12 protein-coding genes are annotated in these 14,796 nt (G+C 69.3%); 9 read left to right on the top strand and 3 right to left on the bottom strand.

Translation table 11 applies throughout. The features are described from left to right. Positions 1–14 precede the first annotated feature (14 nt). The 9 genes from ACWD3I_RS18305 (at position 15) to ACWD3I_RS18265 (ending at position 11,338) form a co-directional block, all read left to right on the top strand. Positions 15–2,966, top strand: a complete 2,952-nt coding sequence (locus ACWD3I_RS18305; protein ID WP_365405282.1) for a M14 family metallopeptidase — start codon at positions 15–17, stop codon at positions 2,964–2,966. Between the two features lie 228 nt (positions 2,967–3,194). Beyond that, positions 3,195–4,205, top strand: coding sequence for a type I glyceraldehyde-3-phosphate dehydrogenase (gap, locus tag ACWD3I_RS18300; RefSeq protein WP_365405280.1), 1,011 nt, complete (start codon positions 3,195–3,197; stop codon positions 4,203–4,205). A gap of 133 nt (positions 4,206–4,338) precedes the next feature. After that, the gene (locus ACWD3I_RS18295) at positions 4,339–5,550 is read left to right on the top strand and encodes a phosphoglycerate kinase (RefSeq protein ID WP_365405278.1); all 1,212 of its coding nucleotides are present in this window, start codon (positions 4,339–4,341) and stop codon (positions 5,548–5,550) included. A gap of 6 nt (positions 5,551–5,556) precedes the next feature. Beyond that, positions 5,557–6,333, top strand: coding sequence for a triose-phosphate isomerase (gene tpiA, locus ACWD3I_RS18290; protein ID WP_365405276.1), 777 nt, complete (start codon positions 5,557–5,559; stop codon positions 6,331–6,333). Between the two features lie 102 nt (positions 6,334–6,435). Then, the gene (secG, locus tag ACWD3I_RS18285; protein WP_046261782.1) at positions 6,436–6,666 is read left to right on the top strand and encodes a preprotein translocase subunit SecG; all 231 of its coding nucleotides are present in this window, start codon (positions 6,436–6,438) and stop codon (positions 6,664–6,666) included. 200 nt (positions 6,667–6,866) lie between these two features. After that, positions 6,867–7,202, top strand: coding sequence for an RNA polymerase-binding protein RbpA (locus tag ACWD3I_RS18280; protein ID WP_003976875.1), 336 nt, complete (start codon positions 6,867–6,869; stop codon positions 7,200–7,202). Positions 7,203–7,340: 138 nt separating this feature from the next. Further along, entirely contained in the window at positions 7,341–8,609 is a 1,269-nt protein-coding gene (locus ACWD3I_RS18275; protein ID WP_365405273.1) for an MFS transporter, read from the top strand. 52 nt (positions 8,610–8,661) lie between these two features. Further along, complete coding sequence (gene pgi / locus ACWD3I_RS18270) at positions 8,662–10,314, top strand: glucose-6-phosphate isomerase (RefSeq protein ID WP_365405270.1); 1,653 nt, start codon at positions 8,662–8,664, stop codon at positions 10,312–10,314. A 91-nt stretch (positions 10,315–10,405) separates the two neighbouring features. After that, on the top strand, positions 10,406–11,338 hold the full coding sequence (locus ACWD3I_RS18265; protein ID WP_365405267.1) for a hypothetical protein: 933 nt from the start codon (positions 10,406–10,408) through the stop codon (positions 11,336–11,338). Between the two features lie 81 nt (positions 11,339–11,419). Here ACWD3I_RS18265 and pgl read toward each other — a convergent pair whose 3' ends face one another. From pgl to zwf, 3 genes are read right to left on the bottom strand one after another with little or no spacing between them, the layout of a single operon-like run. Beyond that, complete coding sequence (pgl, locus tag ACWD3I_RS18260) at positions 11,420–12,202, bottom strand: 6-phosphogluconolactonase (protein ID WP_365405265.1); 783 nt, start codon at positions 12,200–12,202, stop codon at positions 11,420–11,422. After that, positions 12,199–13,272, bottom strand: a complete 1,074-nt coding sequence (gene opcA / locus ACWD3I_RS18255; RefSeq protein ID WP_365405262.1) for a glucose-6-phosphate dehydrogenase assembly protein OpcA — start codon at positions 13,270–13,272, stop codon at positions 12,199–12,201. Before opcA ends, pgl begins: the two co-directional genes overlap by 4 nt. Beyond that, on the bottom strand, positions 13,269–14,792 hold the full coding sequence (gene zwf, locus ACWD3I_RS18250) for a glucose-6-phosphate dehydrogenase (RefSeq protein WP_365405259.1): 1,524 nt from the start codon (positions 14,790–14,792) through the stop codon (positions 13,269–13,271). Before zwf ends, opcA begins: the two co-directional genes overlap by 4 nt. Positions 14,793–14,796: the final 4 nt, after the last annotated feature.

Raw genomic sequence — 14,796 nt, 5'->3', positions numbered from 1 at the left:
CGCAAGGGGGGCACATGAGACGAAGAGCGAGACCGATCCTCGCTGTTGGCGCACTCCTTCTGGGTGGTGCGGGCATCGCACCCATCGCCCAGGCCGCGGAGAGCGCAGGTTCTCCCGATCCCGACGAGATCAAGGTCTTCCGGGCCGAGGTCACCAGCCAGCAGGTACCCCTGCTGCTGGCGGCCGGGCAGGACGGTCACGAACTGAGCGAGCAGGTACCCGCCAAGGGCACCGCGACCGTCGAGGTCTACCTGAGTGACCAACAGGCGGACAAGCTCGAGAAGCAGGGCGTCGACCTCACCGAGCACACCCTCTCCGCCAAGGCCGAGAAGCGCGTCGAGGCGGCCGCCGACGGTGTGTTCCGCCCGTACAGCGGGGCCGGGAACATCAAGGAGGAGATCCTCCGCACCGGCCAGGAGAACCCCGGCCTCACCAAGGTCGTCTCCATCGGCAAGACGGTCAACGGCCAGGACATCCTCGCGCTCAAGCTCACCAAGAACGCGAAGAAGACCAAGGACGGCGCCAAGCCCTCCGTGCTGTACATGTCCAACCAGCACGCGCGCGAGTGGATCACGCCGGAGATGACCAGACGGCTGCTCCACCACTACGTCGACAACTACAAGTCCGACAAGCGCATCAAGAAGATCGTCGACTCGACCGAGCTGTGGTTCGTCATCTCGGCCAACCCCGACGGCTACGACCACACCTTCAAGGGCGACGACTCCCGCCTGTGGCGCAAGAACCTGCGCGACAACAACGCCGACGGCACCATCGCCATCGGCGACGGCGTCGACCTCAACCGCAACTTCTCCTACAAGTGGGGCTACGACAACGAGGGTTCGTCACCCACCCCCACCAGCGAGACCTACCGCGGCACGAGCCCGGGCTCCGAGCCCGAGACGAAGGCCATCGACGCCTTCCAGAAGCGGATCGGCTTCACGTACGGCATCAACTACCACTCCGCCGCCGAACTCCTCCTCTACGGCGTCGGCTGGCAGGTGGCCACCGACACGCCGGACGACGTCCTCTACAAGTCGCTCGCCGGCACCCCGGACAACTCCGCGATCCCCGGCTACCGGCCCCAGGTCTCCTCGGAGCTGTACACCACCAACGGCGAGGCGGACGGCCACGCGTCGAACGTCAACGGCCTGGCGATGTACACCCCCGAGATGTCGACCTGCCAGACCGTGTCGGACCTCTACCCCGACGACCAGTGGAACGCGGCCGACTGCCAGTCGGTCTTCAACTTCCCGGACGACGAGAAGCTGATCCAGCAGGAGTTCGAGAAGAACATCCCGTTCGCGCTCTCCGTCGCCGAGTCCGCGGGCCAACCCGACCAGCCGAAGTCCTCGCTCGGCCTGAAGGCCGCAGACTTCACCCCGAAGACGTTCACCACGTCGTACTCGCGCGGCGCGGACCAGGAAGTCTCCGTCGTCGCACGCAAGTCCGTGCGCGACAAGGAGCTCAAGTACCGCGTCAACGGCGGCCGTGTCGAGGACATGGCGCTCAAGGCATGGAAGGGCGGCGAGACGTTCGGCGGTGAGGACAACCTCTACTTCGACGAGTACCGCGCCAAGGTCGCCGACGGCGACCCGGGCGACAAGGTCGAGGTGTGGTTCACCGGCGAGACGCGCAGCGGAAAGCGCACCTCCAGCGAGCACTTCACGTACACCGTGGCCGCGCGGCCACGCGCGGACGTGCTCGTGGTCGCCGAGGAGGGCGCGGCCGCCACACAGGCGCAGACCTACGTCGACGCCCTGAAGGCCAACGGCCGCAAGGCGATCGTCTGGGACGTCGCCACCCAGGGCGCGCCCGACGCGCTCGGCGTCCTGGACCACTTCAAGACGGTCGTCCACTACACGGGCGCGAGCGTCCCGGGCAACGCCACCCAGCTCCGGCTGCGGGCCTTCCTCAACGAGGGCGGCAAGCTGATCGAGGCGGGTGAGCGGGCCGGCGGCAACGTCGACCTCGGCGGCGGCACCCTGTCGAACGACTTCAGCCAGTACTACCTGGGCGCCTACACCCGTACGTCCCTGCCGGGAACCACCGCCTTCCAGGGCGTCGGCAAACTCTCCGGCGCCGGCGGAGCGCTCGGCGCGGCCCCGGGCAACCCGCTCGACACGGCCGGGTCGTTCAGCGTCACCTCGGACACCCTGCCGGTCGCCACGTTCCCGCAGTTCGCGAGCGCGGGCGGCGGCACCTACCCCGGCACGGTCAACCCGTACGGCCCCTACGAAGGCGCCTCCATGGCGGCCGTCACGCACAGCGACTACGCGTGGAACCGCCTCACCCGCACCATCGACCTCACCTCGGTGACCGCCGCCCAGGCACCCACACTCAGCACCCGGCTGCTGTGGAGCACCGAGGAGGGCTACGACCACGCGGTCCTCGAGGCCCACACGGCCGGGGCCGACGACTGGACCACGCTCCCGGAGAAGAACGGCAGGACCACCACCGCCGTGCCCGCGGAGTGCGACGCCGGGTACTTCATCGCGGCCCATCCCGCACTCAAGCGGTATCTGACCCTCGGCGACGGCGGCTGCACGGCCTCCGGGACCAGCGGCCAGTGGAACAGCTTCACCGGGGCGTCGGCCGGCTGGCAGGAGGTCTCCTTCGACCTCTCCGCGTACGCGGGCAAGAGGGTCGAGGTCTCCCTCAGCTACATCACCGACCCCGGATCCGGCGGCCGCGGCGTCCTCGCCGACAACGCGTCCGTGGTGATCGGCGGCAACGCCGTCGAGACCGAGGGCTTCGAGACCTCGCTCGGTGCCTGGAGCGTCCCCGGACCGCCCGCGGGCAGCCCGGCGGTCGTCAAGGACTGGGGGCTCTCCGGAGAGCTGTTCAAGACGTACGGCGCGGTCACCACGGACGACACCGTGCTGCTGGGCTTCGGCCTGGAGCACGTCACCGCGGCGGCCGACCGCACGACCTTGCTCCGCAAGGCGCTCGCGGCTCTCGGAGGGTGAACGCACCGGTCAACGGTGACTGACCCTCCGTAACCAATTCGAGCGACACGGCCTTTCGACCCGGGCGGTCCGTACCCCTACTGGCGGGTACGGACCGCCTGCCCGTGTATGCGGCATCTCGATGTCACCGGGAGAGCCTCAGGGAGGTAGGGTCGTAGGCGGTCGGGGACATCCCAAACAGAGCTCGCCGGCACTGCATAGCCGGCGTACCAACGAGGAGATCGGTTCGTGACGATCCGCGTAGGCATCAACGGCTTCGGTCGTATCGGTCGCAACTACTTCCGCGCACTGCTGGAGCAGGGTGCTGACATCGAGATCGTGGCTGTCAACGACCTGGGTGACACTGCGACCACCGCCCACCTGCTGAAGTACGACACCATCCTGGGCCGCCTCAAGGCCGAGGTGACGCACACCGCCGACACCATCACCGTCGACGGCCACACCATCAAGGTGCTCTCCGAGCGCAACCCCGCCGACATCCCGTGGGGCGAGCTCGGTGTCGACATCGTCATCGAGTCGACCGGCATCTTCACCAAGAAGGCCGATGCCGAGAAGCACATCGCCGGTGGTGCCAAGAAGGTCCTCATCTCGGCTCCGGCCAAGGACGAGGACATCACCATCGTGATGGGCGTCAACCAGGAGAAGTACGACGCGGCCAACCACCACGTCATCTCCAACGCCTCCTGCACCACCAACTGTGTGGCGCCGATGGCCAAGGTTCTGGACGAGAACTTCGGCATCGTCAAGGGCCTGATGACGACGGTCCACGCGTACACCAACGACCAGCGCATCCTGGACTTCCCGCACTCGGACCTGCGCCGCGCCCGCGCCGCCGCCGAGAACATCATCCCGACCACGACGGGTGCCGCCAAGGCCACCGCCCTGGTCCTCCCGCAGCTCAAGGGCAAGCTCGACGGCATTGCGATGCGCGTCCCGGTCCCGACCGGCTCGGCCACCGACCTGGTCGTGGAGCTCCAGCGCGAGGTCACCAAGGACGAGGTCAACGCCGCGTTCAAGAAGGCCGCCGACGACGGCGACCTCAAGGGCATCCTCGTCTACACCGAGGACCCGATCGTGTCCTCGGACATCGTGAGCGACCCGGCCTCCTGCACCTTCGACTCCTCCCTGACCATGGTCCAGGAGGGCAAGTCGGTGAAGATCCTCGGCTGGTACGACAACGAGTGGGGCTACTCCAACCGACTCGTCGACCTCACGGTCTTCGTCGGCAACCAGCTCTGACCGACAGAGCAGGCACGTTGATGTGACAGCAGGGCTCGGGCGGCGCAACGACGCGCCGCTCGGGCCCTGACTCACGTACAGACCAGCCCTCTTAGGATCACGAGCACCACCAGTCCCCTCGGGAGCCCTCTCAATGAAGACGATCGACGAACTTCTCGCCGAAGGCGTCGCAGGCAAGCGGGTCTTCGTCCGCGCCGACCTGAACGTGCCGCTGGACGGCACCACGATCACCGACGACGGCCGTATCCGCGCCGTGCTGCCCACCGTCAAGGCGCTGGCCGAGGCGGGCGCCCGCGTGGTCGTCGCCTCCCACCTGGGCCGCCCCAAGGGCGCCCCGGACCCGGCCTTCTCCCTCGCTCCCGCCGCCGCGCGCCTCGGTGAACTCCTCGGCGCCGACGTGGCCTTCGCGACCGACACCGTCGGCGAGTCCGCCACGTCCACCGTCGCCGGCCTCGCCGACGGCCGGGTCGCGGTCGTGGAGAACCTGCGCTTCAACGCCGGCGAGACGTCCAAGGACGACGCCGAGCGCGGCGCCTTCGCCGACCAGCTCGCCGCCCTCGCCGACGTGTACGTGGGCGACGGTTTCGGCGCGGTGCACCGCAAGCACGCCTCGGTCTTCGACCTTCCGGCCCGCCTGCCGCACTACGCCGGCCACCTCATCGCCACCGAGGTCGGTGTCCTGAAGAAGCTCACGGACGAGGTGCAGCGCCCCTACGTGGTCGCCCTGGGCGGTGCCAAGGTCTCCGACAAGCTCGCCGTCATCGACCAGCTGCTCGGCAAGGCCGACCGCATCCTCATCGGCGGCGGCATGGCGTACACCTTCCTCAAGGCCAAGGGCTACGAGGTCGGCGCGTCGCTCCTCCAGGAGGACCAGATCCCGGCCGTCCTCGAGTACATCGAGCGCGCGGAGAAGACCGGCGTCGAGCTGGTGCTGCCTGTCGACGCGGTGGTCGCTCCCGGGTTCCCGGACCTGAAGACCAAGGCCCCGGCGGGCGCCACCACCGTCGCCGCGGACGCCATCCCGGCCGACCGGATGGGCCTGGACATCGGTCCGGAGTCCAACAAGCTGTACGCCTCGAAGATCACCGACGCCGCCACCGTCTTCTGGAACGGCCCGATGGGCGTCTTCGAGCACCCCGAATTCGCCGAGGGCACCAAGGCGGTCGCCCAGGCCCTCCTCGACTCCCAGGCCTTCACGGTCGTCGGCGGTGGCGACTCCGCCGCGGCCGTCCGCATCCTGGGCTTCGACGAGAACGCGTTCGGCCACATCTCGACCGGCGGCGGCGCCTCCCTCGAATACCTCGAGGGCAAGACGCTCCCCGGCCTCGCCGCACTGGAGGACTGACCCCGCATGACCACTCGCACGCCGATCATGGCGGGTAACTGGAAGATGAACCTCAACCACCTCGAGGCCATCGCGCACGTCCAGAAGCTCGCTTTCGCCCTGGCCGACAAGGACTACGAGGCCGTCGAGGTCGCCGTCCTGCCGCCCTTCACCGATCTGCGCTCCGTGCAGACCCTGGTCGACGGCGACAAGCTCAAGATCAAGTACGGCGCCCAGGACATCTCCGCGCAGGACTCCGGCGCCTACACCGGCGAGATCTCCGGCGCCATGCTCGCCAAGCTGAAGTGCACGTACGTGGCGATCGGCCACTCCGAGCGCCGCCAGTACCACGCCGAGACCGACGAGATCGTCAACGCCAAGGTCAAGGCCGCCTACAAGCACGGCCTGACCCCGATCCTGTGCGTCGGCGAGGAGCTGGACGTCCGCGAGGCGGGCAACCACGTCTCCCACACCCTCGCCCAGGTCGAGGGCGGTCTGAAGGACCTCCCCGCCGAGCAGGCCGAGTCCGTCGTGATCGCCTACGAGCCCGTGTGGGCCATCGGCACCGGCAAGGTCTGCGGCGCCGAGGACGCCCAGGAGGTCTGCGCCGCCATCCGCGGCAAGGTCGCCGAGCTCTACACCCAGGAGCTGGCCGACCAGGTCCGCATCCAGTACGGCGGCTCCGTGAAGTCCGGCAACGTCGCCGAGATCATGGCGCAGGCCGACATCGACGGTGCGCTCGTGGGCGGTGCGGCGCTCGATGCCGACGAGTTCGTCAAGATCGTGCGCTTCCGCGACCAGTGAGTATGCGCTAAGCGCGGAACGTCGTACCCTTGCGGGGGCACAGCCCAGTGGCTGTGCCCCTGTCGTCCATCCAGATCCGAGGAAGTTGGTCCAGCCGTGGTTATGGGGTTCTCGATCGCCCTGATCGTCTTCAGCGGCCTGATGATGCTGCTGGTGCTGATGCACAAGGGCAAGGGCGGCGGTCTCTCCGACATGTTCGGTGGCGGTATGCAGTCCTCCGTCGGCGGCTCCTCGGTCGCCGAGCGCAACCTCGACCGGATCACGATCGTGGTCGGTCTGCTGTGGTTCGCGTGCATCATCGTGCTCGGCCTTCTGATGAAGGTGAACAACTGACCGGCACGCACAATCCGTACGTAAGGCCCCATGTTCGGTACGCGCCCCTGAGCGCGGCCTATCATGGGGCTTGCGTCTAGGTGTGAGGGCTGTAACTCCAATCACTGGACGCGCGTTGGGCCTTACGTAGACTGAGGCGCTCGCAACGAAGCGAAAACGCCGACTCGCTTCGCGGCACCATCACGCAGGGAGTTACGACCGTGGCAAGTGGCAACGCGATCCGAGGAAGCCGGGTCGGGGCGGGGCCGATGGGCGAGGCCGAGCGTGGCGAGTCCGCGCCCCGGCTGCGCATCTCCTTCTGGTGCTCCAACGGGCACGAGACGCAGCCCAGCTTCGCCAGCGACGCGCAGGTTCCCGAAACCTGGGACTGCCCGCGCTGCGGCTTCCCCGCCGGACAGGACCGGGACAACCCGCCGGACCCGCCGCGCACCGAACCGTACAAGACGCACCTCGCGTACGTACGGGAGCGGCGCAGCGACGCGGACGGCGAGGCGATCCTCGCCGAGGCGCTCGCCAAACTGCGGGGCGAGATCTAGGAATTGACAGCCGGCCGGGCACCGAGAGGTGCCTGGCCGGAGCTGTTCTCACGTTATCCACAGGCCCACCGCGCTGTCAGTGGTGACCTCTACGGTTTGTGCATCGCCGCAAGGCGGGCCAATCGTGAGGGGGAAGCTGTGGTGACGGTCGAGGCTGCGGGTGTGCGGGTGCCCGCGTGGCGTGGAGGGTTCGGGCGGCTGTGGAGTGCCGCCGTGCTCTCCAGTTTCGGTGACGCGCTGCGTACGGCGGCGCTGCCCCTGCTGGCCGCCACCCTGACCGACGAGCCCCTGGCCATAGCGGCGGTCACCGCCTGCGGCTATCTGCCCTGGATCGTCTTCGGGCTGCTCGGCGGAGCGGTCGCCGACCGGGTGGATCAGCGGCGCGCGATGTGGACGGTGGATGCGCTACGAGGGCTGCTGGTCGCCTGTTTCGCGGTGGCCGTGGCGCTCGGACAGGCCTCCATCGGTCTGCTGATCGCGCTGGCCTTCGCCCTGACCACCCTGCAGACACTCTTCGACAACGCCTCCACCGCGCTGCTGCCCGCTCTGGTGGACGACGAGGCACTCGGCAGTGCGAACGCCCGTCTGATGACCGGGCAGAAGATCGCCGGCGGTCTGCTCGGCGCCCCCGTCGTGCCCCTGCTGCTGGTGGTCGGCGCCCCCATGCCCTTCGTGGCCGACGCGGCGACCTTCCTGGTGGCGGCGGCGCTGGTGGCCTCCCTGCGGACCGGTGGGCCCGCGCGGAAGCCGAGACCGGCGGGCAGCACCCTGCGCCGGGAGATCGCGGAGGGGCTGCGCACCCTGGCCGGGGACCGGGCCCTGCGCGGCCTGTGCGCGGCGACGGCCCTGTGCAATGTCGGCGTGGGCGCTCTCATCGCCACCATGGTGCTTCTGGTGACCGACTGGATCGGCGCGGGGCATGCCGGGTTCGCGGCGGCGACGACCGGCTACACCGTCGGCTCCCTGGCCGGGGGAGCCCTCAACCGCCGGCTGGTCTCCCGCATAGGGCGGGTGCGGGCGGTACTGCTCGCCGGGACCGTGCAGATCGGCGCGCTCGTCGTGATGGGGACGGTGCGGAGCCTGGCCGCGATGATCGCCGCGATGGCCGTCTTCGGGCTGATGGGCATGGTGTGGAACGTCAACACCACGACCCTCATGCAGCAGCGCAGCCCCGCCGAGATGCTGGGCCGGGTCAGCTCGGCCTTCCGGACCCTGGCGGTCGCGGGGGCACCCCTGGGCGCGCTCCTCGGCGGTGTCGTCGCCACGGTCTGGGGGCTCAACACCCCGGCGTTGCTCGCGGCCGGCTTCTTCGTTCTCTCCGTCGCCTCGTTGACACCTGCGCTCAAGCCGGACGTACCTGTTGTTGCACCGCAGGACGGCGCCGCGACAGTTCATGTCACGCGCTGATCAATTAGGTTGGACCAGCTGGGACAGGCACGAAAGAAGGCTGAAGTCGGACATGAACGCAGACGGCCGTACGAGGCTCAACCAGACACCCGAGTGGACCGCTCTGGCCAAGCACCGCGAGGGGCTCGGCGAGGTGGGGCTGCGCGAGCTGTTCGCCGCCGACCCGGGCCGCGGCGCCGGGTACACGCTCCAGGTCGGGGACCTGCACGTCGACTACTCCAAGCACCTCGTCACCGAGGAGACGCTGCGGCTGCTGCGCGAGCTGGCCGCCGCCACCGATGTCTTCGGCCTCCGGGACGCCATGTTCCGCGGCGAGAAGATCAACACCACCGAGGACCGGGCCGTCCTGCACACCGCGCTGCGGGCCGCCCGGGACACGGTGGTCGAGGTCGACGGGGAGAACGTCGTCCCGGGCGTGCACGCGGTCCTCGACAAGATGGCCGGCTTCGCCGAGCGCGTCCGCTCGGGGGAGTGGAAGGGACACACCGGCAGGCGCATCAAGAACGTCGTCAACGTCGGCATCGGCGGCTCCGACCTCGGCCCGGCGATGGCGTACGAGGTGCTGCGCAGCTTCACCGACCGTGATCTCACGGTCCGCTTCGTGTCCAACGTGGACGGCGCCGACCTGCACGAGGCGACCCGCGACCTGGACCCGGCCGAGACACTGTTCATCATCGCCTCCAAGACCTTCACCACCATCGAGACGATCACCAACGCGACCTCGGCACGCCAGTGGCTGCTGGACGCGCTCGGTGACGAGGCCGCCGTCGCCAAGCACTTCGTGGCGCTGTCGACGAACGCCGAGAAGGTCGGCGACTTCGGTATCGACACGGCCAACATGTTCGAGTTCTGGGACTGGGTCGGCGGACGGTACTCGTACGACTCGGCGATCGGGCTGTCCCTGATGATCGCCATCGGCCCGGACCGCTTCCGGGAGATGCTCGACGGGTTCCGGCTCGTCGACGAGCACTTCAGGACCGCGCCCGCCGAGTCCAACGTGCCGCTGCTCCTTGGCCTGTTGGGGATCTGGTACGGCAACTTCCATGACGCCCAGTCGCACGCGGTGCTGCCCTACAGCCACTACCTGTCCAGGTTCACGGCGTACCTCCAGCAGCTGGACATGGAGTCCAACGGCAAGTACGTGGGCCGGGACGGTGCTCCGGTGGAGTGGCAGACGGGGCCCGTGGTGTGGGGGACTCCGGGGACGAACGGGCAGCACGCGTACTACCAGTTGATCCACCAGGGCACGAAGCTGATCCCGGCGGACTTCATCGGCTTCGCCGAGCCCGTCGCCGAGCTCGGCGACCGGCTCAAGGCCCAGCACGACCTGTTGATGGCGAACTTCTTCGCGCAGACGCAGGCCCTCGCGTTCGGCAAGACACCGGACGAGGTACGGGCCGAGGGGGTGGCCGAGGAGCTGGTGGCGCACAAGACGTTCCAGGGCAACCACCCGACCACGACGATCCTCGCGCGCGAGCTGACGCCGTCGGTGCTCGGGCAGCTCGTGGCGCTGTACGAGCACAAGGTGTTCGTCCAGGGAGCCGTCTGGAACATCGACTCCTTCGACCAGTGGGGAGTGGAGCTCGGCAAGGTCCTCGCCAGGCGCGTGGAGCCCGCACTGACCGAGGGCACGGACGTTCCGGGTCTCGACGAGTCGACCAAGGCTCTGGTGGCCAAGTACCGGGAGCTGCGCGGCCGTTCGTGACCGCAGATCGCGGAAAGCGGGCGGCGCCGAGCCGTCCGCTTCCCGTAGAATCCCCGACGATCATGAAAGCCATGGCTCGGGGGAGTGCAAGGTGGCTGGTTCGCAAGGAAGTTGGACGGGCGGCGCGCTGACGGCGGGGTCGCTCTGGAAACCGAAGTACGCGGCACGCGCGGTGTTTCATCCGGCGTGGATACCGGAGTCCATCGACCCGGCGGTGGAACAGCTGAAGAAGATCCGTCTCGTCGCCGGGACGGTCGCGGCGATCGGTGTGTACACCCTCGTCGAGGGCGGCTTCGCCTTCGACGAGATGCTGGAGAACATGCTGACGGCCTCAGTCGTCCTGCTCTTCATCACACCGCTGACGGTCGGCGTCATGCTCTTCGTGTGGCGACGGCGCGGCTCGGTGAGCGGGCTGAAGCCCCCGCTGTTCAACTCACTGAAGCTGCTGCTGCTCTTCGTGGCGACGATCGTGCTCACGGTCGTGCTGTTGCAGACCGCGGGCGGCGCGGGGTTCTTCATCCTGGTCCTCGGCCCGGTCGTGCTCTGGCTGATCGGTTTCGTGGCCCGCGGGGCCTGGCACGTGGGTGCGAACTTCTTCGGCACCGCGGGTGTGCACCGCTGTCTGCCGCCGCTGCTCGCCACGGTCACGTCCTGGCTGATGGCACTCCCCGACCTCCTCACGGGCGACCTGCACGGGCTCAGCCTCGGGATGGGCGTCCTGTTCATCCTGGGCGCACCACTGACGGTCACGGGGATCGCGCTGCTGGAGATGCGGCGACTTGCGCAGCGCTACGGCATCCGGCTGGCGGCCCACCCGGCCACCCAGCCGCACCTCACCCCACCGCCCCCGCCGATGCCGCCGTACGTGCCGCCGCAGGGCAACCCGTACGGGCCGGGCCCGGGACAGGCGTACCACCCGGGCAACCCGTACGGGCCGGGCACAGGGCAGCCGTACCACCACGGCAACCCCTACGGGCCGCCGGCCGGGAACCCCTACAACCAGGGCAACCCCTACGGACACTGACGGGCCCGCCTCCACCGCGGCAGCGTCCCGTGAACACAAGAAGGCCCCAGATCATCGACCTGGGGCCTTCCGGCAGTGCGCTCAGGGTGACGCCGGCGGATACAGCGAGCGCGGCAGTTGTGAGGCTGCCGCCGCGTCCAGGAGCCAGAGTGTGCGCTGGCGACCGTACGCACCGGCCGCCGGAGCCTGGATCTCGCCCGCGCCCGAGAGGGCGATCGCCGCCGCCTGGGCCTTGTCCTCACCGGCCGCGAGGAGCCAGACCTCGCGGGCGGCGCGGATGGCGGGCAGCGTCAGCGTCACGCGCGTCGGCGGGGGCTTCGGCGCGCCGTGGACGCCGACCACCGTGCGCTCGGTCTCGCGGACCGCCGGGAGCTCCGGGAACAGCGACGCGACATGCGTGTCCGGGCCGACGCCCAGCATCAGGACGTCGAAGGTCGGCACCGAGCCGTGGTTCTCCGGGCCCGCCGCACGGGCGAGCTCCTCGGCGTAGGCGGCCGCCGCAGCCTCCACGTCCTTGCCGTACGGGCCGTCCGAGGCGGGCATGACGTGCACCCGCTTCGGGTCGAGCGGCACCGAGTCCAGCAGGGCCTCGCGGGCCTGCGTGACATTGCGGTCCGGGTCGTCCTCGGGCAGGAACCGCTCGTCACCCCACCACAGGTCGAGCCGGCCCCAGTCGATCGCGTCCCGCGCGGGAGCCGCCGACAGCGCGGCCAGCAGGCCGTTGCCGTTGCGGCCGCCGGTGAGGACCACGGACGCGTAACCCCGGGAGGCCTGCGCGTCCACGATCTTCGTGATCAGACGGGCCGCGGCGGCCTGCGCCATCAGCTCCTTGTCGCGGTGCACGACCAGCTGCGGAGTGCTCACTTGACCGTCGCTTTCTTCACCGGGCCGGGCTTGGCCACCGCCTTCTTCGCGGGAGCCTTCGCCGCCTCCTCCACAGGAACCGCGACCGGTTCCTCGGCCGAAGCGACCGGAGCCGAGGCCGCCGGAGCCGCCACGCCCTGTGCCGAAGGGTTAAGCCGCTCCACCCCGAACCGCAGCGCCGAGGCGTACGTGTCGTCCGGGTCGAGCCGCCGCAGTTCCTCCGCGATCAGCTCGGCCGTCTCCCGCCGCTTGAGCGCCACCGCACGGTCCGGCTGGCCCTCGATGGACAGCGTCGCCAGCGAGCCGTCCGCGCGGTCCAGGGTGATCGGACCGTGGCTGGTGTCCATGCGGACCGCGGTGAGGCCGGGGCCGCCCGACAGCGAACGCTTCACCGGGACGTCCAGCCGGTCCGCGAGCCACATGGCCAGGAGTTCGCAGCTCGGGTTGAACTCCTCGCCCTCCACCTCGACGGCGTTGACGTCCACGGTGACCTGGTCCAGGGCTGCTGCCAGCATCGAGCGCCAGGGCGTGATGCGGGTCCAGGACAGATCGGTGTCGCCCGGCGTGTAGGTGTCGGCGCGGGCGCCGAGGTCCCGTACCGGCTGCTCGGAGGCGTAGGTGTCGGTGACCCGGCGCTGGGCGAGGGCGCCCAGCGGGTCGTTCGCCGGGTCGATCGGTGCCTCCACCGGCCACCAGACGACCACGGGGGCGTCGGGCAGCAGCAGCGGCAGGACGACCGACTGGGCGTGGTTCACGACATCGCCGTACAGCCGCAGGACCACCGTCTCGCCGGTGCCCGCGTCCGCGCCCACCCGCACCTCGGCGTCGAGGCGGGACTGGGTGCGGTCGCGGGGAGTGCGGGAGACGCGCTTGATGACCACGAGCGTGCGCGAGGGATGCTCGCGCGACGCGTCGTTGGCGGCCTTCAGGGCGTCGTAGGCGTTCTCCTCGTCCGTGACGATGACCAGCGTGAGCACCATGCCGACGGCCGGCGTGCCGATGGCCCGGCGGCCCTTGACCAGTGCCTTGTTGATCTTGCTGGCCGTGGTGTCCGTGAGGTCTATCTTCATGGCCGGCGCCAGCTCCGTCCCTCTCGTGCGAGCATTTCGTCCGCCTCGACCGGCCCCCAGGTGCCGGACGGGTACTGGGCCGGCTTGCCGTGCTGGTCCCAGTACTCCTCGATCGGGTCGAGGATCTTCCAGGACAGCTCGACCTCCTCGGTGCGCGGGAAGAGGTTCGAGTCACCGAGCAGCACGTCGAGGATCAGTCGCTCGTACGCCTCGGGCGAGGACTCCGTGAAGGACTCGCCGTAGGCGAAGTCCATCGACACGTCCCGGATCTCCATGGAGGTGCCGGGGACCTTCGAACCGAAGCGGACCGTGATGCCCTCGTCGGGCTGGACGCGGATGACGATCGCGTTGGAGCCCAGCTCCTCGGTGGCCGTCGAGTCGAAGGGGGAGTGCGGCGCCCGCTGGAACACCACCGCGATCTCGGTGACACGGCGGCCCAGGCGCTTGCCGGTCCTCAGGTAGAAGGGGACGCCCGCCCAGCGGCGGTTGTCGACCTCCAGCTTGATGGCGGCGTACGTGTCCGTCTTGGACTTGGGGTCGATGCCCTCCTCCTGGAGGTACCCGACCGCCTGCTCACCGCCCTGCCAGCCCTCCGCGTACTGTCCGCGGACGGTGTCCCGGCCCAGGTCCTTCGGCAGCTTCACCGCGCCGAGCACCTTGGTCTTCTCGGCGGCCAGCGCGTCCGCGTCGAAGGAGGACGGCTCTTCCATGGCGGTGAGGGCCATGAGCTGGAGGAGGTGGTTCTGGATGACGTCACGGGCGGCGCCGATGCCGTCGTAGTAGCCGGCGCGGCCGCCGACGCCGATGTCCTCGGCCATCGTGATCTGCACGTGGTCCACGAAGGACCGGTTCCAGATCGGCTCGAACATCTGGTTGGCGAAGCGGAGCGCCAGGATGTTCTGGACGGTCTCCTTGCCGAGGTAGTGGTCGATCCGGAAGACCTGGTCTGGGGCGAAGACCTCGTGGACGACCTTGTTGAGGTCCTCGGCCGACTTCAGGTCGTGACCGAAGGGCTTCTCGATGACCGCACGGCGCCAGGAGCCGGCGGACTGGTCGGTGAGCCCGTGCTTCTTCAGCTGCTGGATGACCACGGGGAAGGAGCGCGGCGGCACCGAGAGGTAGAAGGCGAAGTTGCCGCCCGTGCCCTGTGCCTTGTCGAGCTCCTCGATGGTGCCGCGCAGCCGCTCGAACGCGTCGTCGTCGTCGAAGGTGCCCTGGACGAAGCGCATCCCCTGGATGAGCTGCTGCCAGACCTCCTCGCGGAACGGCGTGCGGGCGTGCTCCTTGACGGCGTCGTGGACCTCCTGCGCGAAGTCCTCGTGCTGCCACTCGCGCCGGGCGAAACCGACCAGCGAGAAGCCCGGCGGCAGCAGACCCCGGTTCGCGAGGTCGTACACGGCGGGCATGAGCTTCTTCCGGGACAAATCGCCCGTGACGCCGAAGATGACGAGCCCCGACGGCCCCGCGATACGCGGGAGCCGTCGGTCGGCGGGGTCACGCAGCGGGTTGCTGCTCGACAAGGTT

This window comes from Streptomyces sp. NPDC002817, assembly GCF_053592055.1.
The sequence above is the reverse complement of the archived record's forward strand: the minus strand, read 5'-3'. Positions and strand labels throughout refer to the sequence as shown.